General features: G+C 74.5%; 18 protein-coding genes. 7 read left to right on the top strand and 11 right to left on the bottom strand.

The window, feature by feature from the left end:
• Positions 1-85: 85 nt before the first annotated feature.
• The gene (gene metH / locus ACSNOB_RS16550) at positions 86-3,601 is read right to left on the bottom strand and encodes a methionine synthase (protein ID WP_436687445.1); all 3,516 of its coding nucleotides are present in this window, start codon (positions 3,599-3,601) and stop codon (positions 86-88) included.
• Between the two features lie 261 nt (positions 3,602-3,862).
• Between metH and ACSNOB_RS16545 the strand changes: the two genes are divergently transcribed.
• Both ACSNOB_RS16545 and ACSNOB_RS16540 read left to right on the top strand, forming a co-directional pair.
• Positions 3,863-4,732, top strand: a complete 870-nt coding sequence (locus ACSNOB_RS16545; RefSeq protein WP_393107397.1) for a PAC2 family protein — start codon at positions 3,863-3,865, stop codon at positions 4,730-4,732.
• A 120-nt stretch (positions 4,733-4,852) separates the two neighbouring features.
• Positions 4,853-5,644 carry a GntR family transcriptional regulator gene (locus ACSNOB_RS16540; RefSeq protein WP_436687444.1) on the top strand — a complete coding sequence of 264 codons (792 nt, stop codon included), beginning with the start codon at positions 4,853-4,855 and terminating at the stop codon, positions 5,642-5,644.
• A gap of 67 nt (positions 5,645-5,711) precedes the next feature.
• Here the strand turns inward: ACSNOB_RS16540 and ACSNOB_RS16535 are convergent, their stop codons facing one another.
• The 5 genes from ACSNOB_RS16535 to ACSNOB_RS16515 all read right to left on the bottom strand — a co-directional run bounded on the left by ACSNOB_RS16535 (position 5,712) and on the right by ACSNOB_RS16515 (position 10,281).
• Positions 5,712-6,524: a DUF3592 domain-containing protein gene (locus tag ACSNOB_RS16535; RefSeq protein ID WP_436687443.1), complete on the bottom strand. Its 813-nt coding sequence runs from the start codon at positions 6,522-6,524 to the stop codon at positions 5,712-5,714.
• Between the two features lie 106 nt (positions 6,525-6,630).
• Positions 6,631-7,869, bottom strand: coding sequence for a cysteine--1-D-myo-inosityl 2-amino-2-deoxy-alpha-D-glucopyranoside ligase (mshC, locus tag ACSNOB_RS16530; protein WP_436687442.1), 1,239 nt, complete (start codon positions 7,867-7,869; stop codon positions 6,631-6,633).
• Between the two features lie 162 nt (positions 7,870-8,031).
• The gene (locus ACSNOB_RS16525; RefSeq protein WP_436687441.1) at positions 8,032-8,850 is read right to left on the bottom strand and encodes an SCO1664 family protein; all 819 of its coding nucleotides are present in this window, start codon (positions 8,848-8,850) and stop codon (positions 8,032-8,034) included.
• Positions 8,847-9,425 carry a DUF3090 domain-containing protein gene (locus ACSNOB_RS16520; RefSeq protein ID WP_393107387.1) on the bottom strand — a complete coding sequence of 193 codons (579 nt, stop codon included), beginning with the start codon at positions 9,423-9,425 and terminating at the stop codon, positions 8,847-8,849. Before ACSNOB_RS16520 ends, ACSNOB_RS16525 begins: the two co-directional genes overlap by 4 nt.
• Before the next feature lie 133 nt (positions 9,426-9,558).
• On the bottom strand, positions 9,559-10,281 hold the full coding sequence (locus tag ACSNOB_RS16515) for a histidine phosphatase family protein (RefSeq protein WP_436687440.1): 723 nt from the start codon (positions 10,279-10,281) through the stop codon (positions 9,559-9,561).
• A 104-nt stretch (positions 10,282-10,385) separates the two neighbouring features.
• Here ACSNOB_RS16515 and ACSNOB_RS16510 point away from each other — a divergent pair, with 104 nt between their 5' ends.
• Positions 10,386-10,994 (top strand): helix-turn-helix domain-containing protein, encoded by a 609-nt coding sequence (locus ACSNOB_RS16510; RefSeq protein WP_436687439.1) that lies wholly within the window; start codon positions 10,386-10,388, stop codon positions 10,992-10,994.
• A gap of 89 nt (positions 10,995-11,083) precedes the next feature.
• Here ACSNOB_RS16510 and ACSNOB_RS16505 read toward each other — a convergent pair whose 3' ends face one another.
• Together ACSNOB_RS16505 and ACSNOB_RS16500 are read right to left on the bottom strand one after the other, a co-directional pair.
• Positions 11,084-11,920 carry an undecaprenyl-diphosphate phosphatase gene (locus tag ACSNOB_RS16505; protein ID WP_393107381.1) on the bottom strand — a complete coding sequence of 279 codons (837 nt, stop codon included), beginning with the start codon at positions 11,918-11,920 and terminating at the stop codon, positions 11,084-11,086.
• Positions 11,917-12,969 (bottom strand): LLM class F420-dependent oxidoreductase, encoded by a 1,053-nt coding sequence (locus tag ACSNOB_RS16500; protein WP_436687466.1) that lies wholly within the window; start codon positions 12,967-12,969, stop codon positions 11,917-11,919. The genes ACSNOB_RS16505 and ACSNOB_RS16500 overlap by 4 nt, the downstream gene beginning before the upstream one ends.
• A gap of 177 nt (positions 12,970-13,146) precedes the next feature.
• On the opposite strand from ACSNOB_RS16500, the gene ACSNOB_RS16495 reads away from it, so the two are divergent.
• Entirely contained in the window at positions 13,147-14,118 is a 972-nt protein-coding gene (locus tag ACSNOB_RS16495) for an aldo/keto reductase (RefSeq protein ID WP_436687438.1), read from the top strand.
• A 61-nt stretch (positions 14,119-14,179) separates the two neighbouring features.
• On the opposite strand, the gene ACSNOB_RS16490 is transcribed toward ACSNOB_RS16495, so the two are convergent.
• Positions 14,180-15,088, bottom strand: coding sequence for a hypothetical protein (locus ACSNOB_RS16490; RefSeq protein ID WP_436687437.1), 909 nt, complete (start codon positions 15,086-15,088; stop codon positions 14,180-14,182).
• Between the two features lie 229 nt (positions 15,089-15,317).
• On the opposite strand from ACSNOB_RS16490, the gene ACSNOB_RS16485 reads away from it, so the two are divergent.
• The 3 genes from ACSNOB_RS16485 to ACSNOB_RS16475 all read left to right on the top strand — a co-directional run bounded on the left by ACSNOB_RS16485 (position 15,318) and on the right by ACSNOB_RS16475 (position 16,616).
• Entirely contained in the window at positions 15,318-15,746 is a 429-nt protein-coding gene (locus ACSNOB_RS16485; RefSeq protein WP_436687436.1) for a hypothetical protein, read from the top strand.
• Positions 15,743-16,126: a hypothetical protein gene (locus tag ACSNOB_RS16480; protein WP_436687435.1), complete on the top strand. Its 384-nt coding sequence runs from the start codon at positions 15,743-15,745 to the stop codon at positions 16,124-16,126. Before ACSNOB_RS16485 ends, ACSNOB_RS16480 begins: the two co-directional genes overlap by 4 nt.
• Positions 16,127-16,424: 298 nt before the next feature.
• Positions 16,425-16,616, top strand: coding sequence for a DUF5703 family protein (locus ACSNOB_RS16475; RefSeq protein WP_053655860.1), 192 nt, complete (start codon positions 16,425-16,427; stop codon positions 16,614-16,616).
• Positions 16,617-16,687: 71 nt separating this feature from the next.
• Here the strand turns inward: ACSNOB_RS16475 and ACSNOB_RS16470 are convergent, their stop codons facing one another.
• Both ACSNOB_RS16470 and ACSNOB_RS16465 read right to left on the bottom strand, forming a co-directional pair.
• Positions 16,688-17,341, bottom strand: a complete 654-nt coding sequence (locus ACSNOB_RS16470) for a hypothetical protein (protein WP_436687465.1) — start codon at positions 17,339-17,341, stop codon at positions 16,688-16,690.
• A 62-nt stretch (positions 17,342-17,403) separates the two neighbouring features.
• The gene (locus tag ACSNOB_RS16465; RefSeq protein WP_436687434.1) at positions 17,404-18,732 is read right to left on the bottom strand and encodes a M20/M25/M40 family metallo-hydrolase; all 1,329 of its coding nucleotides are present in this window, start codon (positions 18,730-18,732) and stop codon (positions 17,404-17,406) included.
• Between the last annotated feature and the right edge of the window lie 74 nt (positions 18,733-18,806).

The following is an 18,806-nucleotide window of genomic DNA, read 5'->3' as shown; positions in this document are numbered from 1 at the left end:
GACGCCGTCCCACGGTGTCTCCCCCCGCGGCTTCCCGGACCTCACCCGTCGGTCTGGCCCGGTCCCGGCACGGTTCAGGTGGCCGTCACTTGGCGTTGAAGTAGCTCGCCTCCGGGTGGTGCACGACGATCGCGTCCGTGGCCTGCTCCGGCATCAGCTGGAACTCCTCCGACAGCTGCACACCGATCCGCTCCGCGCCCAGCAGCTCCACGATCTTCGCCCGGTCTTCCAGGTCCGGGCAGGCCGGGTAGCCGAACGCGTACCGGCAGCCCCGGTAGTCGGTGCGCAGCAGCCCCGCCAGGTCGGCCGGGTCGTCATCGGCCACCGTCCGCCCGCCGGGCAGCGTCAGCTCGGCGCGGATCCGCCGGTGCCAGTACTCCGCGAGGGCCTCGGTGAGCTGCACGGACAACCCGTGCACCTCCAGGTAGTCGCGGTACTCGTTGCGGGCGAACAGCTTCGCGGCGTACTCGCTGACCGGCTGGCCCACGGTGACCAACTGCAACGCGACCACGTCCAGCTCGTCGCCGCGCGGGCGGAAGAAGTCGGCCAGGCAGAGCCGCCGCTCCTGACGCTGCCGGGGGAAGGAGAACCGGGCCCGCTCGGCGTGCCCGTCCTCGTCCAGCACCACCAGGTCGTTGCCCTCGGCGTACGCCGGGAAGTAGCCGTACACGACGGCCGCCTCGAGCACCTGGTCGGCGATCAGCCGATCCAGCCAGTAGCGCAGCCGCGGTCGGCCCTCGGTCTCGACCAGCTCCTCGTAGGACGGTCCCTTGCCGCCGCGGGCGCCGCGCAGCCCCCACTGCCCGAGGAAGGTGGCCCGCTCGTCGAGCAGCGCCGCGTAGTCGGCCAGCGGCACGCCCTTGACGACCCGGGTGCCCAGGAACGGCGGGGTGGGCACCTCGACGTCGGTGGCGACGTCGGAGCGGACCGAGGCGTCGTCGAGCGCCGGCAGCGCCTCGGTGACGATCGCCCGCTGCCGCTCGCGGCGGGCCCGGCGGGCGGCCAGCGCCGCCTCCCGCTCCGCGTCGACCACGGGCGCCCCGCCGCGCTTGGCGGCCATCACCCGGTCCATCAGGGACAACCCCTCGAAGGCGTCCCGCGCGTAGTGCACCTGGCCGGGGAACATCGCGCGCAGGTCGTCCTCGACGTACGCCCGGGTCAGCGCGGCCCCACCCAGCAGCACCGGCCAGCGCTCCGCGACCCCGCGCGTGGCCATCTCGGCCAGGTTCTCCTTCATGATGACCGTGCTCTTGACCAGCAGGCCCGACATGCCGATCGCGTCGGCACGGTGCTGCTCGGCGGCGTCCAGGATGGCGTTGATCGGCTGCTTGATGCCGATGTTCACCACCTCGTAGCCGTTGTTGGACAGGATGATGTCCACCAGGTTCTTGCCGATGTCGTGCACGTCGCCCTTGACCGTGGCGAGCACGATGCGGCCCTTGCCGCCGTCGTCGGCCTTCTCCATGTGCGGCTCCAGGTAGGCCACCGCCGTCTTCATCACCTCGGCGGACTGGAGCACGAACGGCAGCTGCATCTGCCCGGAGCCGAACAGCTCGCCGACGACCTTCATGCCGTCCAGCAGGATGTCGTTGATGATCGACAGCGGGGGCCGGCCGCCGGCCATCGACGCGTCCAGGTCGGCCTCCAGGCCGTTGCGCTCACCGTCGATGATCCGCCGCTTGAGCCGCTCGTCCAGCGGCAGCGCCGCCAGCTCCTCGGCCCGGCCGGCGCGCGCCGAGGCGGCGTCCACGCCCTCGAAGACCTCGATGTAGCGCTGCACCGGGTCGTAGCCCTCGCGGCGTCGGTCGTAGATGAGGTCGAGGGCGACCTCGCGCTGCTCGTCGGGGATCTTCGACATCGGCAGGATCTTGCTGGCGTGCACGATCGCCGAGGTGAGCCCCGCCTGCACGCACTCGTGCAGGAAGACGGAGTTGAGCACCTGCCGCGCGGCCGGGTTCAGGCCGAACGAGACGTTGGAGATGCCCAGGGTGAAGTTGACGCCGGGGTAGCGCCGGGCGATCTCCCGGATCGCCTCGATGGTCTCCAGGCCGTCGCGGCGGGTCTCCTCCTGCCCGGTGGCGATCGGAAAGGTCAGCGCGTCGATCAGGATGTCGGACAGGTCCAGGCCCCAACGGCCGGTGAGGTCCTCGATCAGCCGGACCGCCACCCGCACCTTCCAGTCCCTGGTGCGGGCCTGGCCCTCCTCGTCGATGAGCAGCGCCACCACCGCGGCGCCGTGCTCCCTGACCACCGGCATCACCCGGGCGTACCGGGAGCCGGGGCCGTCGCCGTCCTCGAAGTTGACCGAGTTGACCACGCACCGCCCGCCGAGCATCTCCAGCCCGGCCTCGATCACCGCCGGCTCGGTCGAGTCCAGCATGATCGGCAGCGTGGAGGCGGTGGCGAACCGGCCGGCCAGCTCCCGCATGTCACGGGTGCCGTCGCGGCCCACGTAGTCGACGCACAGGTCCAGCAGGTGCGAGCCGTCGCGGGCCTGGCTGCGGGCGATCTCCACGCAGGCCTGCCAGTCCCCGGCCAGCATCGCCTCGCGGAACGCCTTGGAGCCGTTGGCGTTGGTCCGCTCCCCCACCATGAGCACGCTGGCGTCCTGGGCGAACGGCACGTGGTGGTAGATCGAGGCGACGCCCGGCTCCCGGCGGGGCTCGCGCGGGCCGGGGCGCGCGCCGTGCAACCGCTCGGCGACCACCCGGATGTGCTCCGGGGTGCTGCCGCAGCAGCCGCCGACGAGCGAGACGCCATACTCGGTGACGAAGCGTTCGAGGGCGTCGGCCAGCTCCACGGGGGTGAGCGGATAGACCGCCCCGTCGGCGGTCAGCTGCGGCAGGCCCGCGTTGGGCATCACCGACAGCGGCACCCGGGCGTGCCGGGAGAGGTAGCGCAGGTGCTCGCTCATCTCGGCCGGGCCGGTCGCGCAGTTCAGCCCGATCAGGTCCACCCCGAGCGGCTCGATGGCGGTCAGCGCGGCGCCGATCTCGCTGCCCAGCAGCATGGTGCCGGTGGTCTCGACGGTGACGTGGCAGATCAGCGGCACCGTCCGGCCGGCCTCCGCCATCGCCCGCCGCGACCCGACCACCGCCGCCTTCACCTGGAGCAGGTCCTGACAGGTCTCGACGATCAGGGCGTCCGCGCCGCCGGCGATCAGGCCGGCGGCGTTCTCGGCGTACGCGTCGCGCAGGGTCGCGTAGGCGGCGTGCCCGAGGGTGGGCAGCTTGGTGCCCGGGCCGATGGAGCCGAGCACGAACCGGGGACGCTCCGGCGTGGCGTACGCGTCGGCGGCCTCCCGGGCGATCCGCGCCCCCGCCTCGGACAGCTCGCGGATGCGGTGCTGGATGTCGTACTCGCCGAGGTTGGCCAGGTTGGCCCCGAAGGTGTTGGTCTCGACGCAGTCCGCGCCGGCGGCGAGGTACGCCTCGTGCACCCCGCGCACCACGTCGGGCCGGGTCACGTTGAGGATCTCGTTGCAGCCCTCGTAGCCCTCGAAGTCGTCCAGGGTGAGGTCGGCCGCCTGCAGCATCGTGCCCATGGCGCCGTCGGCGATGAGGATCCGGTCTGCCAGCACGTCGAGCATTGAGGTCCGCACGGGTTCAGGTTAGTGCCGCGGCGACCCGACGCGTTCCCCCGTGCCGGCCTTCCCACATTCTGTCAGCGGGATCACGCTGTCCGGTTCGTCACGTTCTGAGCGGCTGGGGGCGGGCCCGACCGGCGCGGCCGACGGGCCGCTTCCCGCCCCGGCACGTAGGCTGGCGGACGTGAAGGACTACAGCAAGAGCACCGCGCCCGGCGGGCGGACGGCCGGGTACGGTCCCGGCACCGTCCCCGACGAGCAGGGTGAGGTGACGGCGTGACCGAGTTCGACGGACTGCCGGTGCTGCGGTCCCCCGTGGCGATCGCCGCGTTCGAGGGTTGGAACGACGCCGCCGACGCGTCCACCGCCGCCGTCGAGCACCTGGAGCAGGTGTGGCAGGCCCGGCAGATCACCGAGCTTGACCCGGAGGAGTTCTACGACTTCCAGGTCAGTCGCCCCACCATCACCATGGCCGAGGGCGAGACCCGCAGGGTGGAGTGGCCCACCACGCGCTTCATGGTGGCCAGCCCCGAGGGCACCGAACGCGACGTGGTGCTGATCCGGGGCATCGAGCCGAGCATGCGGTGGCGCACCTTCTGCGAGCAGGTGCTCGAGATCTGCCACAGCCTGGAGGTCGAGCGGGTGGTCGTGCTCGGCGCCCTGCTGGCCGACGTGCCCTACACCCGGCCCCTGCCGATCAGCGGCAGCGCCTCCGACGCGCAGGCCGCGCAGCGCTACCAGCTCACCCCCACCCGCTACGACGGACCGACCGGGATCGTGGGCGTGCTGCACGACGCCTGCAACCGCGCCGAGGTCGACGCGGTCTCGTTCTGGGTGCACGTGCCGCACTACGCCAACAACCCGCCCTGCCCGAAGGCCACCCTCGCCCTGCTGCACCGGGTCGAGGAGGTGCTCGACCTGCCGGTGCCCATGTCCGACCTCGCCGAGGAGGCCGCCGAGTGGGAGCAGCGGGTGCGCAGCGCCGCCGAGCAGGACGCCGAGCTCGGCGAGTACGTGCGCGAGTTGGAGGAGCGCGTCGGCGACGCGGGCATCACCCCGCTGACGGGCGACGAGATCGCCCAGGAGTTCGAGAAGTACCTGCGCCGCCGCGGCGGCTCCGCCGGCCCGACCGCCGGCTCCTGGTAGCCCTCTCCCCCGCGCACTAGGGCCCCGGACGTGTTGTCCGGGGCCTTCCGCGTGTCCGGGGTGGCGCCGTCACCACCTCTACGGCATCCTAGGAACCTAGCTGTGATCGAGGAGGCGGGCATGCAGATCAATCCGGGGGCTGCCGAGTTCCCGCACCGGCAGATCGCCGCGCAGCTCAAGACCCAGATCCGTCGCGGCGACTGGGGGCCGGGCGAGCGGCTGCCGTCCATCCCGGCCATCGCCGAGATGTTCGGCGTGGCGAAGCAGACCGTGCAGCGCGCCGTCGACCAGCTGCGGGTCGAGGGCATCCTGATCACCAAGCCCGGCTCCGGGACGTACGTCCGGGGCACCCGGCGGCGGCTCAACCGGCTCTCCCGTGGCCGCTACGGCGGCTTCCGCGGCTACCACACCGACCTGGCGGCGCGGTACCGGCAGCAGCTCGTCTCGGTCGGCCGGGCCCCCGCCCCGCCGGAGGTGGCCGACGCGTTCGGGGTGGCCGACGGCACCGAGCTGCTCTGCCGCCGTCACCTCGTGCGCACCGAGGACTCGCCGGTCGAGGTGGGCGCCTCGTGGTTCCTGCCCGCCGACACCGCCGGCACCTCCCTGGAGCGCGCCGAGGCGTTCGGCCGGCCGCTCTACCAGGAGGCCGAGGAGGCCACCGGCCGGCGGTACGTGTCGGCCACCGACACGATCAGCGCCCGCCAGCCCAGCCGGGAGGAGGCGGAGATCCTCCAGATCCGCCCCGACACGCCGGTGCTGCACCTGCTGCACGTCGCGTACGACGGCCACCGCAAGCCGATCGAGGTCGCCCAGGCCACCTGGCCCGGCCCCGTCACCACGCTGACCGAGGAGTACCGGATCCCCGCCCCCGCGCCGGACCCGGAGCCCGACCCGGGTCTCGTCCTGGGCTGACGAACCGCTCGACCACCTGGCCGCCCTGACGGACCAGCGACCGCCTGGCCCCCTGACGGACGGGCGATCAGCCCAGCAGCCGCCCCTTCGCGGCGCTGAACTCCGCGTCGGTCAGGGCGCCGTCCCGGTGCAGCCGCGCCAGCCGCTCCAGCTCCGCCGCCAGCTCGGGCCCCCGGTACGCCGGTTGAGCCGGCGGTGCCGGGGTTCGCGGTTGCCGGTTCTCCTGGATGTCGAGGATCGAGGGGTCCTCGGGCAGGTAGTGGACCGTGACCGCGTCACCCGTCCGGGGCAGGTCGTATCCCGGGTAGAAGCGGCTGGCCGTTCCGCTCCACTCACGGCCGTCGACGGTGAACTGGACGTTCAGCCGCAGCTCGGGGTCGTCGCCGTACATCCGGCCGGTCTGCTCGACGCCGATGATCAGGCCGGGTGTCGGCCGGCCCCGGGCGGCCAGCGCGGCGGCGCGCTCCCCGGCTCGTCGCTCCAGGTCGAGCTGCCGGCCTCGCCACCGCCCGTGCAGGACGACCGAGAGCACGGCGACCGGGGACGTCGCCACGATCACCAGCAGCAGCACGCCCGACCGGTTCGCCCAGTACCCACCGAGCAGGCCGGAGCCCGCGCAGACCCACATCACCAGGCCGAACGGCAGCCGGCCGGCCGTGCCGCCCCGGTTGGCGACGCCACCGGCCCAGCTCAGGGCGGCGATGGCGAGCAGCAGGCCCCCGACGATCCGCAACGCCGAGCCCGCGCTCTCCTGGCGGGCCCGTTCCTGCAGGGTGATGCCGTCGACGAGCAGCCGACCCGCGACCAGGGTGAGAAGCGCGGCGCAGGCGAGCGCGGCGAGCCGGCCGGGATCGAGGCGGCGGGCGGCCGAAGTGTCCATCGCGGCATCGTAGCCGTGAGCGTCACCACGAGTGCGCCGTCACGGCGGGCACGATCCCGTGCCGCGGCGGGACCGGCCCGGCGTGCGGCGAGGGTTGGGTGTCGGGTCAGAGGCGGATGCCGAGGAGGGCGTCCAGGGTGTCGGCGAAGAGGGCGGGTGCGGCCGGGTCCTCGGCGGCGCCGGCGAGGGTCGCCTCGGCCCACTCGTCGGCCAGCGCGATGGCGCCCGGCGAGTCGAGGTCGGCGGCGAGGCGGGCGCGTACGCCGGCCAGGAAGGCCGCCCCCGACGGGCCGGCGGGCGCGGCGGCGGCCCGCCGCCAGCGGGCCAGCCGCTCCTGCGCGGTCGCGAGCAGCTCGTCGGTCCAGGCGCGGTCGGCGCGGTAGTGCCCGCAGAGCAGGGCCAGCCGGACCGCCATCGGGTCGACCTGGTCGGCGCGCAGCCGGGAGACGAAGACCAGGTTGCCCCGCGACTTCGACATCTTCTCGCCGTCCAGGCCGATCATGCCGGCGTGTACGTAGTGGTCGGCGAACGGCGCGACACCGGTGAGCCGCTCGGCGTGCGCGGCGGAGCACTCGTGGTGCGGGAAGATCAGGTCGTTGCCGCCGCCCTGCACGTCGATCCGGTCGCCGAGCAGGTTGAGCGCGATGACCGCGCACTCGATGTGCCAGCCGGGGCGGCCGGGGCCCAGGTCGCCGCCCGGCCAGGACGGCTCGCCCTCGCGGGCGCCGCGCCACAGCAGCGGGTCGAGCGGGTCGCGTTTGCCGGCCCGGTCGGGGTCGCCCCCGCGCTCGGGGAAGATCTCCAGCATCTGCTCGCGGGTCAGGTTGGACTCGTAGCCGAACCGGGGCGCGGCGGCGATGTCGAAGTAGACGTCGCCGGTGCCGTCCTCCAGGCGGTACGCGGCCCCGTCCTTGAGCAGCACGAGGACCTTCTCGGCGATGTCGGGGATGGACTCGACCGCACCGACGTAGTGCGCCGGCGGGATGATCCGCAGCGCCTCCATGTCCTCCCGGAACAGCGCCGTCTCGCGCATCGCCAGAACCTTCCAGTCCTCGCCGTCGCGCTCGGCCCGCTCCAGCAGCGGGTCGTCGATGTCGGTGACGTTCTGCACGTAGCGCACGTCGAGGCCGGCGTCGCGCCACATCCGCTGCACCAGATCGAAGGTGATCATGGTGGCGGCGTGGCCGAGGTGGGTGGCGTCGTACGGGGTGATGCCGCAGACGTACATGGTCGCGGTGCCCGACGGATCGCTCGGCTGGAGGCCCTGCCGCGCCGAGTCGAACAACGCGAGCGGCTCGCCCCTGCCCGGCAGCCGCGGCACCTCGTGTCCCGCCCAAGAGTCCATGATTGTCAGCCTAACCAGCCGCCGGCGCGCGACACGGCCACCCCACGGGTGATCATCACGACAGCGACGAGAGCGCCGGTGCCGACTCGACGCCCGGCCCGTTCGGGCGCGCCGGGCCCGCCCCGCCGGGCGCCACCCCGCCCGCCCGGTGAGGGCGGCGCGTCACATGGGGGGCCAGGGCACCGCCGGCCAGTCCTGCGACGGCTGCGGGAAGCGGCCGGTGTGCCGCAGCCGGTCGACCCGGGCGGCCAACTCGGCGATCTCGCCGAGGGTGAGGTGGTCGGCGAGTTCCGCGCCGAGCGCACCGGAGAGCTGGCCGGCGAGCGCGTCGAGCATCTCCACGGCGTCCGGCGGGAGGGGCCGGCCAGCCCAGCCCCAGAGCACCGTGCGGAGCTTCTCCTCGATGTGGAAGCTCACCCCGTGGTCCACGCCGTAGATCCGGTCGTCCGGCCCGACCAGGACGTGGCCGCCCTTGCGGTCGGCGTTGTTGATCACCGCGTCGAGCACCGCGAGCCGGGCCAGCCGCGGGTCGTCGGCGTGGGCGAGCGCGTAGGGCGTGCCGTCGTCGTCGCGGGCCGCGGCGATCGGGAACCAGCGCGGCGGCAGCGCGTCGGCCGGCACGAACCCGACCAGCGGCTCCGCGTCCTCGGGCTCGTCGATCCAGAGCTGGCACGACCCCGGCCCGAACGGGCCGTCGCGCAGCACGGTCGGCGGTACCAGGTCCCACCCGGTGGCCCGGGAGACCACGTACGCGGACACCTCCCGGCCGGCCAGCGTCCCGTCCGGGAAGTCCCACAGCGGGCGCTCGCCCCGCACCGGCTTGTAGACGCACCGCGCGGTCACCCCGTCGAGCGTCAGGACGCCGCGCAGGGTGGTGTTGGAGGCGTCGACGAGCCGCCCCTCGAGGTCGAGCCGGCCGTCGCGGAGCAACCGGAGCGCGGCGTCGCCGTCCTGTCGGGGCTGGAGTTCCGACGAGGTCACCGGTGATAACCGTTGTGGCGCGGGCAGAGGTGACCCGCCGGATCCAGCGGCTGCCCGCACAGCGGGCAGGGCGGGCGGCCGGCGTTGACCACCCGCCGGGCCCGCTCGATGAACTGGCGGGTCGCCTCGGGGGTCAGCCGCACCCGGAGCCGGTCGAGGTCGTCGTCCGGCTCCTCCTCGTCGTCGTCCTCGTCGTCGTCCGGCTCGCCGAGCTCGACCTCGACCTCCGCCTCGCCGGCGGCGATGGCCTCGATCACCACGGTCGCGGTGTCGACGTCGAAGGCGAGCCCGAGCGTGCCGACCCGGAACTCCTCGTCGACCGGCGTGTCCAGCGGGTCGTTGTCGCCGACGGCGGCCACCGGCTCGGGCAGTTCCACACCGAACCGGCGCTGCGCCTCGGCGAGCAGCTCCTCGAGCTTCTCGGCGAGCAGCGACACCTGGACCTTCTCCAGCGCGACGCTGACCAGCCGGCCTCCGCCGCGCGCCTGGAGGAAGAACGTGCGCTCCCCGGGCGGCCCGACGGTCCCGGCGACGAACCGCTCCGGCGGTTCGAAGGCGTGCACCTGGTGGGTCATACCCACGACCCTATCCGGCGCGCCGTGGCGCCGCGTACCCCACCGACGCGAATCGCCGCGCGCCCGCCACGCCCGCCGCGCCCGGCGATCCGGCGCTCGGCGCCGGGCGTGGCGGCCGGCCGCCGCCGGCCCGTCACCGGCCCGCCCCCGCGCCGCCGCCCACCGCCGCGTCGGAGTCGGCCGCGCCGGCCGCCCGGGCCGCCCGGCGGCGCCGTTTGCGCGGCGGCGGCACCAGGGCGGTCAGGTCGCCGCCGGTGTCGTTGAGCCGCACCAGGAACGGCCGCAGCGGGGTGTAGCGGATCGCCGTCACCGACGCGGGGTCGGCCACGATCCGCTGGAACAGGTCCAGGTGCACGCCGAGCGCGTCGGCCACGATGGCCTTGATCACATCGCCGTGGCTGCAGGCCAGCCAGACCGCCTCGGGGCCGTGCTCCGCGGTGACCCGGGCGTCCCAGGAGCGGACCGCGGCGACCGCCCGCGCCGCCATCGCCGCCATCGCCTCCCCCTCGGGGAAGACCGCGGCGCTCGGGTGCTGCTGGACCACCGGCCAGAGCGGCTCCTTGGCCAGCTTCTTCAGCGGCTGGCCCTCCCAGGTGCCGTAGCCGCACTCGATGAGGCCCTCCTCCAGCACCGGGTCGGCCCCGGGCAACGCCAGCTCCAGGGTCTGCCGGCAGCGGATCAGCGGGCTGGTCACCACCGCCGCCAGCGGCACCCCCCGCAGCCGCTCGCCCACGGCGGCGGCCTGCGCCCGGCCGGTGTCGTCCAGTTCGACCGGCTGGCGGCCGGCCAGCCCGCCGTCCGCGTTCGCGGTCGTCCGGCCGTGTCGCAGAAGCAGAAGGGTCGCCACGGTCACCACCCTATGGCCCCGTGCCCGCGCGCGTGCGCGGCGTGCGCGCGGCGTGGCCGCGTTCGCCGCGACGGTGGTGGCAAACGGCGTTGCCGGTCTGGCAAGGTGGCGGTATGGACGACGATCTCGATGAGGCGCTTGGCGCGGTGGGTCCCCGGCTCCGCGCGCTGCGCCGGCAGCGCGGGACGACGCTGGCCGACCTGTCGGCAACGACCGGCATCTCGGTGAGCACCCTGTCCCGGCTGGAGTCCGGCGCCCGCCGGCCGACCCTCGAACTGCTGCTCCCCCTGGCCAAGGCCCACGGGGTCACGCTCGACGAACTCGTCGGCGCCCCGCCGACCGGCGACCCGCGCATCCACCTGCGCCCCGTCACCCGGCACGGCATGACGATGCTGCCCCTGACCCGCCGGGCCGGCGGCATCCAGGCGTACAAGCTGGTGATCCCGGCGAGCAGCGCCCGGCGGGAGCCCGATCCGCAGACCCACGAGGGCTACGAGTGGCTCTACGTCCTCAACGGGCGGCTGCGGCTCGTCCTCGGGGCGCAGGACCTGGTGCTCTCCCCCGGCGAGGCGGCCGAGTTCGACACCCGCGTGCCGCACTGGTTCGGCGCCGCCGACCCCGAGCCGGTCGAGTTCCTCAGTCTGTTCGGCACGCAGGGCGAGCGCGCCCACCTGCGCGCCCGGCCCCGGGCGGCGCCACCCGGGGAGAGCGACCGGCGGTGAGCCCGCCCGGCGGCGACGGCCCCGCACACGGGCCGGCCCCCGCCCGGCCGGCGCGGCAGGCGGGGGTCGGCACGGCCCGCGGCGGTCGGTCAGGTGGCGCTGATGGTCCCGGTCATCAGCAGGGCCAGCACCAGGGTGCCCAGCGCGACCCGGTACAGCACGAAGACGTACAGGGTGTGGTGCGCGACGTAGCGCAGCAGCCAGGCGATGGCCGCGTACCCGACGCCGAAGGCGATGATCGTGGCGACGACCATCTGGGCGACGCTCGGCACCGAGGTGCCGGGGGCCGCCGGCTCGAAGACGTCGCCGACGCTGAAGACCCCGGACATGACCACCGCCGGGATGGCCAGCAGGAACGAGTACCGCGCCGCCGCCTCCCGGGTGAGGCTGAGCAGCAGCCCGGCGGTCAGCGTGCCACCCGAGCGGGACACGCCGGGGATCAGCGCCATCGCCTGGGCGAAACCCATCACCACGCCGTCGCGCATCCGGAAGTTCTCCAGGGTGCGGGTCTGCCGGCCCCAGTACTCGGCGAACGCGAGCACGAACGCGAAGACGATCAGCGTGGTGGCCACCACCCAGAGGTTGCGCCCGGCCGTGCGGATCTGGTCCTTGAACACGAAGCCGAACAACCCGATCGGGATCGAGCCGACGATCACGTACCAGCCCATCCGGTAGTCGAGGCTGGAGCGGACCGACTTGTCCCGGATGCCGACCAGCCACGTCCGGGTGATTCGCCAGATGTCCTTGGCGAAGTAGATCAGCACCGCCGCCTCGGTGCCCAGCTGGGTGACCGCGGTGAACGACGCCCCGGCGTCGCGGTCGAAGAAGATCGCCGAGGTGATCCGCAGGTGCCCCGACGAGCTGACCGGCAGGAACTCGGTCAGTCCCTGGACGATGCCCAGGACGATGGCCTCGACCCAGGTCACTCGCCGACTCCCGAGAGGTCCAGCGCCTCGGCGACGGTACGCAGGGTCTGCACGCCACTGTCCCGGTCCGCCGCGAACAGCGTCACCGACAGGGTGGTGACGCCGGCGGCGGCGTACTCGCGCATCCGCTCGGCGATGCGCTCCTTCGGGCCCAGCAGCGAGGTCCGGTCGATGAACTCCATCGGCACCGCGGCGGCGGCGTCGCGCTGCCGCTTGGCCAGGTAGAGCTCCTGCACCTCGCGGGCGGCGTCGCCGTAGCCCATCCGGGTGGCGAGCTGGTTGTAGAAGTTCTGCTGCCGGCTGCCCATGCCGCCCACGTAGAGCGCCGCGTACCAACGCACCAGCTCGGCGCAGGAGGCGATGTCGTCGCCGACGACCACCGGCACCGACGGAACCACGTCGAAGCCGGCCAGCTCCCTGCCGGCCTTCGCCCGCCCGGCGCGCACCGAGGCGAGCTGCTCCTCGGCGAACTCGGGGGCGTAGAAGACGGCCAGCCAGCCGTCGGCGATCTCCCCGGCCAACTCCAGGTTCTTCGGGCCGACCGCGGCGAGGTAGATCGGGATGTGCTCGCGCGGCGGGTGGAAACCCAGCCGCAGCGCCTTGCCGGGGCCGTCGGGCAGCGGCAGCGTGTAGAACTCGCCGTCGTAGGCGACCTCCTTGCGGGCGACGGCCAGCTTCACGATGTCCACGAACTCGCGGGTCCGGGCGAGGGGCTTGCCGAACCGGACGCCGTGCCAGCCCTCGGAGACCTGCGGGCCGGACACCCCCAGGCCGAGCCGGAACCGCCCGCCGGAGAGCGCGTCGATGGTCGCCGCGGTCATCGCGGTCATCGCCGGGGTGCGGGCGGGGATCTGCATCACCGCGCTGCCCACGTCGATCCGTTCCGTCTGCCCCGCCATCCAGGCGAGCATGCTCGGCGAGTCGGAGCCGTAGGCCTCCGCCGCCCACACCACCGAGTAGCCGAGCCGGTCCGCCTCCTGGGCGAGAGCCAGGTGATCGGCCGGCGTGCTCCACGCCGTCTGGTATCCGAGGCTGAGCCCGAGTCGCACTAGGTCCTCCCCCATCCGCACCACAGGTCGCATCAGGTTACGCAATGCCGGAGGACGCCTCGATCACCGGCTCACCGCTGCCCGCGAGCGACCCGGGCGGTCGGAAACACGACGCGCCCGGCAGACTTGACGGCAGCGAGGATGTCCGTGCGGGCCGGATCCAAATAAGGTTCACCCATGCAACAGCGACCGCTCGGCCGAAGCGGGCTGGCGGTTTCCCGGCTCGCGCTCGGCACCATGACGTGGGGCCGGGACACCGACGCCGACGACGCGGCCGCCCAGCTGAAGGGTTACCTCGACGCGGGCGGCAACCTGATCGACACCGCCGACGTCTACGGCGACGGCGACGCCGAGTCGGTGATCGGGTCGCTGCTGGGCACCCTGGTGCCGCGCGACGAGCTGCTGATCGCCACCAAGGCGGGGCTGCGACCGGGCAGCGGCCGGCGTCGCGACGGGTCCCGGGGGCACCTGCTGCGGACGCTGGACGCCTCGCTGCGCCGGCTCAACACCGACCACGTCGACCTGTTCCAGGTGCACGGCTACGACCCCGACACCCCGCTGGAGGAGACCCTCGCGGCGCTGGACCACGCGGTCGCCAGCGGCCGGGTCCGCTACGTCGGGGTGTCGAACTTCTCCGGCTGGCAGACCGCCCGGGCGGCCGCCTGGCAGGCCGCCTGGCCGGGCCGCGCCCCGGTGGTGGCCGCGCAGGTGGAGTACTCGCTGCTGGAGCGGGGCGTGGAGCGGGAGGTGCTGCCCGCGTGCGAGGCCCTGGGGCTGGGCGTGCTGCCCTGGTCGCCGCTGGGCCGCGGGGTGCTCACCGGCAAGTACCGGCACGGCCGGCCGGCCGACTCGCGGGCGGCCTCGCCCCACTTCGAGCGGTTCGTCGCCACCTACCTCGAGCCGCGCTGCTCCAGCATCGTGGAGGCGGTCGCGACCGCGGCCGGCGGGCTGGGGGTCTCGCCGCTGGAGGTGGCGCTGGCCTGGATCCGCGACCGGCCCGGGGTGGTGGCGCCGATCCTCGGCGCGCGGACGGTCGGGCAGTTGCTCGGCGCGCTCCAGGTCGAGCGGATGACCCTGCCGGAGGAGATCACCACCGCGCTGGACGACGTGTCGGCCGTGCCGGTCGGCTACCCGGAGCGCGACGGCTGACCCGTCACCGCGCCCGTCGTGCGACGCGGCGCCCGCGCCGGTCCGGCGGGGCGCCGTCGGCTCAGGCCGCCGGTCGCCGGCCGGGGATGTCGCGTACGGCGGTGAGGAAGCGCGCCTGGTCGTCGCGGGTCGCCGGGTTGACGATCCGGATCCAGGAGCCGTCGTCGAACACGATGGTGGACGGGAACTGCATGAGGCGGGCGGCGCCGTGGTCGCAGTCGATCCGGGCGACGCGCCGCCGCTCGACGCTCCAGAGCACCTGGGGACGCCGGCGGTCCTCGCGACCGGGGTCGGGACGGCGGCCCATCCGCAGCAGGTGCAGGTGGGTGTCGGTGACCACGAGCGGCGTGCCGGTGTAGCGCTCCAGGAAGAGCAGCAGGCTGCCGGCGAGCGTGGCGAGGTCGCCGCTGAAGACGTACCGCCGCCGGTAGGCGATCTCCGCGAGCTGGTCGGCCAGCGGCCGGTAGCGGCTGAGCCGGAACAACGCCCGGAACGCCTCCTGCTGCGGGGTGAGCGGCACCGGCTGCCGCGGCTCGGCGGCCTGCCCCGGACCCGGTCGGTCGACCTCCGTCGGCTCCGGGACGCCGGCGGCGAGGACGGCGGCCTTGCCCGGCAGCAGCAGGACGCCCGCGACGATCCGCACCGGCGTCATCACGGCGTCCACCCACGCGACCGGGTTGACGATGTTGAGCAGCCCGAACAGCGCGCGCGGGTCGAGCGCCTCGGCCAGTTCCGCGTTCACCCGGTCGGCGAGCTGGCTGCCGGCCCGGTGGTTCTCGGGGGCCCGCACCGGTGCCAGGCCGACGTAGCGGACCTCCTCGTCGGGCAGCAGCGGCGCGACCAGGGCGCGCTCCGGCTCGTCGCTGGTGCGCAACCCGTCGCGCAGCTCGCTGGCCTTGTCCCGGGCGGCCCGCGCCCCGCCGAGCACCGCGTCCGTCAGCCGGCCGAGTCGCCCCCGTCCACCGGTCATCCGTCGCCCCCTCGATCGCCCCGCACCGGCCGGCCGGTCGCTCCGCCGGCTGCTGCCCGAAGACATTCTGGTCGATCCACTCGGCGTCGCCTCCAGTCGCCGTACCGCCGGCCCGCCGCCGTCGGTGTCAGGCATGCCGTTCCTCCCCGATTCGCCCGGCGGGACGCCGATACGATCATGCGGTCGCCGGTCACCGCCCCGGGCCGGTGCCGCCGCACGGGAGGTTGTCATGTCTGACGCGCTGTCCGCGATCGACGCCCTCGCCGGACGGCTCGCCGACATCGAACGCCGCCTCGCCGGGGTCAAGACCGACCCGGACGCGCCGAGCGGCACCGCCACCGACGGGAGCGGACTGGCGCCCACCGACGAGAGCGGGCTGGCGTCCGCGACCGGCGACGCCACCGGCGAGCTCACCGACCTGAGCCTCGCGGCGACCGCGCCGCGCGCCGAGGACCTCGCGGCGGTGGTGCCGGCCGCCCACCGGCAGGCCAGGGCGGCGGCGACCGGGCAGCCCAACGAGCACGCCGAGGGCCTCGCCGCCACCCTCGGCGCGGGCCTGAACGGGATCTTCGGCACTTCCGGCGACCCTGCCCCGCCGGGCCGCGTGGAGGGGGCCGTGGGGCGGCTCGACGGCCGCCTCCCGGGGCCGCCGGCATGACCTCGCCGGGCTGGTCGGACATCGTCGCCCGGCTCCACGACGCGCTGTCCCGCTGCGACCGCGACACCGATTTGGAACTCGCCGCCGGGCCCCGCCGGCTGCACATCATGGTGCGCCGGGACACGGTCCGGGGGGTGTGCCCGGCCTACGACGAGCGGCACCTCGCGGAACTCGGCTGGCGGCCGCCACGGGGTGCCGGCGGCTGGTGGTACGAGACGCCCCGCACCGCCGAGGGCCTGCGCTGGTGGAGCGGGTTCGTGGCGCGGACCGCCGCCGCGGTGCTCACCACGCAGCCGGGCGCGCTCTCCTGCCAGGTCCTGCCGCCCACCGGGCCCCGGGTGCGGCCCGAACCGACCGTGCCGCCGGCGCCGCGCCCCTGACCCGAGCCGGCTGCCCCGCCGGTGTCCGTGCCGGCCGCCCGTGCCCGGCCCCCAGCCAACCGCTCCGCCGCCCCGGCCGCGCCGGCTGCCCCGCAGCCGCCCGCGCGGTGGACGCCGGAGCGGACCCGCCCGACCGACGACGGGACCGAACCGGCCGTCGGGTAGGGGGCGGGCGCCGGGCCGCCAGCTGCGGCGGCGGGCCACCACGCGGCACCCCGGTGGGGCAGGTCACACCGGGAGCCCCGGGTCACCGGCGAGGGGGTGGCGAACGGCCGCCGAGCTGGGCAGCATAGGGCTCATGGACTACGAGTACGCGCCGCTGCGGTTGCCGCCGAACGTCGACCGGTTGACCGCCGCGGCGCAGTTGGCGATCCAGGCGGAGTTCTCCGGGTGGGAGTTGGCCCGGGTGCGGCTGTTCCGCGACGGCACGCGGCAGGTGGTGCTGCGCCGCCGGCGGGTGAACCAGCCGCAACCGGGGCTGTCGTACTGACCGGCGGCGCCGCGAGCGGCACGCGGACGCCCCGGGGCCCGGCCGGACGGCCGGCCCCGGGGCGTCGCCGCCTAGTGGGCGTGGTCGTGCTCCTCGTCGAGCTCCATGAACGGGTGCTCGTCGAGCCGGCCGACCAGCCGGTCGTCGGCCGCCGGCTGGAACGGGCCGACCGGGTCGTCGTCGTCGAAGGCCTCCAGGTCGACCGGGGTGCCGACCTCGCTGACCATGACCACCCCGTCGAGCGGCTCCAGCTCCGGCACGTCCAGCGCGCCGAGCGAGCCGTCGCCGCTCTGGAGCAGCTCCAGCACCGCCTCGCCGACCCCCTCGACGGGCGCCGACTCCTCGTCGGCCGGGGTCCCCTCCCGGCGGGCGGCCTCGGCCACCCGGATCAGCGCCGACACGCTCGGCACCCGGTAGTCGCGCCGCTGGCGCACCGAGATGACCCGCGGGTGCGGGTCGGTGGCCTCGACGCCCTCCCCGCCGCCGAAGCGCTGGTCGGCCTCGTCCGCGTCGATCGACTCGACGTCCCACGGGGTGACCTCGCCGAAGGCGTCCAGGAGTTGCTCGTCGTACGCGTAGGAGGCGTTGTTCAGCGCGACGTACGCCTGCCAGACGTCGTCGTCGTCGACGCGGCCCTGCGCGGCGCGAACGGCGGCCAGGTGGTGGCGGGCCGCATCGATCACGCGCTCGAGGGCGGCGTCCAGCTCACCGTGCTGGTCGGTCATGTGGGTCAGTCCCTTCACGATGGGGAGGTTCCCCGCCGGAACAGTGGTGTTCCGGACGGGGGCTAGCAGGTGCGGAGGAACCGGTCGAGTACCCGCACGCCGAACTGTAGTCCGTCCACCGGAACCCGCTCGTCGATGCCGTGGAACAGCGCGGAGAAGTTCAGGTCGGCGGGCAGCCGCAGCGGCGCGAAGCCGAAGCAGCGGATGCCGAGCTGCGAGAACGCCTTGGCGTCGGTGCCGCCGGAGAGCATGTACGGCACCGGCCGGGCGCCCGGGTCCTCCGCGCGCAGCGCCGCCGACATGGCGTCGACCAGGTCGCCGTCGAACGTCGTCTCCAGCGCGGGCTGGCGCTGGATGTACTCGATGACGATGTCCGGGCCGACCAGCTCGCGCAGCTGCCGCTCCAGCAGCTCCGACTGCCCCGGCAGGCTGCGGCAGTCGATGGTGGCGGTGGCGCGGCCGGGGATGACGTTGTCCTTGTACCCGGCGGCGAGCCGGGTCGGGTTGGCGGTGTTGCGGATGGTCGCGCCGATGATGTTGGCGATCGGCCCGAGCTTGGCGATGGCCGTCTCCGGGTCCTCCGGGTCCAGCTCGATGCCGAGCAGGTCGGAGACCTCCTCGAGGAAGGCCCGGACCGTGTCGGTGACCACCACGGGGAAACGGTGCCGGCCGACCCGGGCCACCGCCTCGGCGAGCGCGGTGACGGCGTTGTCGTCGTGCACCATCGACCCGTGCCCGGGGCGGCCCTTGGCGTGCAGGCGCAGCCAGTCGATGCCCTTCTCGGCGGTCTCGATCAGGTAGAGCCGCTGGTCGTCGTTGACCGAGTAGGAGAAGCCGCCGACCTCGCCGATGGCCTCGGTGCAGCCGTCGAGGAGGTCGCGGTGGCGCTCCACCAGGAAGTGCGCGCCGTAGTCGCTGCCGGCCTCCTCGTCGGCGGTGTACGCGAGCACGATGTCGCGCGGCGGCCGGACGCCGGTGCGCTGCCAGTGCCGGACCACGGCCAGCACCATCGCGTCGAAGTCCTTCATGTCGATCGCGCCCCGGCCCCACAGGTAGCCGTCGCGCAGCTCCCCGGAGAACGGGTGCACCGACCACTCGTCGGCGTCGGCGGGGACCACGTCGAGGTGGCCGTGCACCAGCAGCGCCCCCCGGCTCGGGTCGGCCCCCGGGATGCGCGCGACCAGGTTGGCCCGGCCCGGCGCCGACTCGCGGATGACGGACTCGACACCCACCTCGGCCAGTTTGTCCGCCACGTACTCGGCGGCGGCGCGTTCGCCGGCGCTGGTGTCGTTGTCCCCGGTGTTGGTGGTGTCGATCCGCAGGAGGTCGCGGCAGAGGTCGACGACCTCGTCGGTGGGGTCGGGAAGGGCGGAGGCGGCGTCGCTCGTCATCGGTTCTTCATACCAGCCGAGCGGTCCGCCCCGGTCCCCCCGCCCCGCCGGTGCGGCCGGGGCGGGGCGGGGCC

Source organism: Micromonospora sp. URMC 106 (assembly GCF_051386395.1).
GTDB lineage: Bacteria > Actinomycetota > Actinomycetes > Mycobacteriales > Micromonosporaceae > Micromonospora.
This window is presented reverse-complemented; position numbering and strand designations above follow the sequence as displayed.

What these genes read in the sequence shown, in the direction of transcription:
- ACSNOB_RS16540 (WP_436687444.1), top strand. Translation starts at nt 4,853, where the DNA reads ATGCAGATCAATCCGGGGGCTGCCGAGTTCCCGCACCGGCAGATCGCC.
- ACSNOB_RS16535 (WP_436687443.1), bottom strand. Translation starts at nt 6,524, where the DNA reads ATGGACACTTCGGCCGCCCGCCGCCTCGATCCCGGCCGGCTCGCCGCG.
- mshC (WP_436687442.1), bottom strand. Translation starts at nt 7,869, where the DNA reads ATGGACTCTTGGGCGGGACACGAGGTGCCGCGGCTGCCGGGCAGGGGC.
- ACSNOB_RS16520 (WP_393107387.1), bottom strand. Translation starts at nt 9,425, where the DNA reads ATGACCCACCAGGTGCACGCCTTCGAACCGCCGGAGCGGTTCGTCGCC.
- ACSNOB_RS16510 (WP_436687439.1), top strand. Translation starts at nt 10,386, where the DNA reads ATGGACGACGATCTCGATGAGGCGCTTGGCGCGGTGGGTCCCCGGCTC.
- ACSNOB_RS16495 (WP_436687438.1), top strand. Translation starts at nt 13,147, where the DNA reads ATGCAACAGCGACCGCTCGGCCGAAGCGGGCTGGCGGTTTCCCGGCTC.
- ACSNOB_RS16490 (WP_436687437.1), bottom strand. Translation starts at nt 15,088, where the DNA reads ATGACCGGTGGACGGGGGCGACTCGGCCGGCTGACGGACGCGGTGCTC.
- ACSNOB_RS16485 (WP_436687436.1), top strand. Translation starts at nt 15,318, where the DNA reads ATGTCTGACGCGCTGTCCGCGATCGACGCCCTCGCCGGACGGCTCGCC.
- ACSNOB_RS16480 (WP_436687435.1), top strand. Translation starts at nt 15,743, where the DNA reads ATGACCTCGCCGGGCTGGTCGGACATCGTCGCCCGGCTCCACGACGCG.
- ACSNOB_RS16475 (WP_053655860.1), top strand. Translation starts at nt 16,425, where the DNA reads ATGGACTACGAGTACGCGCCGCTGCGGTTGCCGCCGAACGTCGACCGG.
- ACSNOB_RS16470 (WP_436687465.1), bottom strand. Translation starts at nt 17,341, where the DNA reads ATGACCGACCAGCACGGTGAGCTGGACGCCGCCCTCGAGCGCGTGATC.
- ACSNOB_RS16465 (WP_436687434.1), bottom strand. Translation starts at nt 18,732, where the DNA reads ATGACGAGCGACGCCGCCTCCGCCCTTCCCGACCCCACCGACGAGGTC.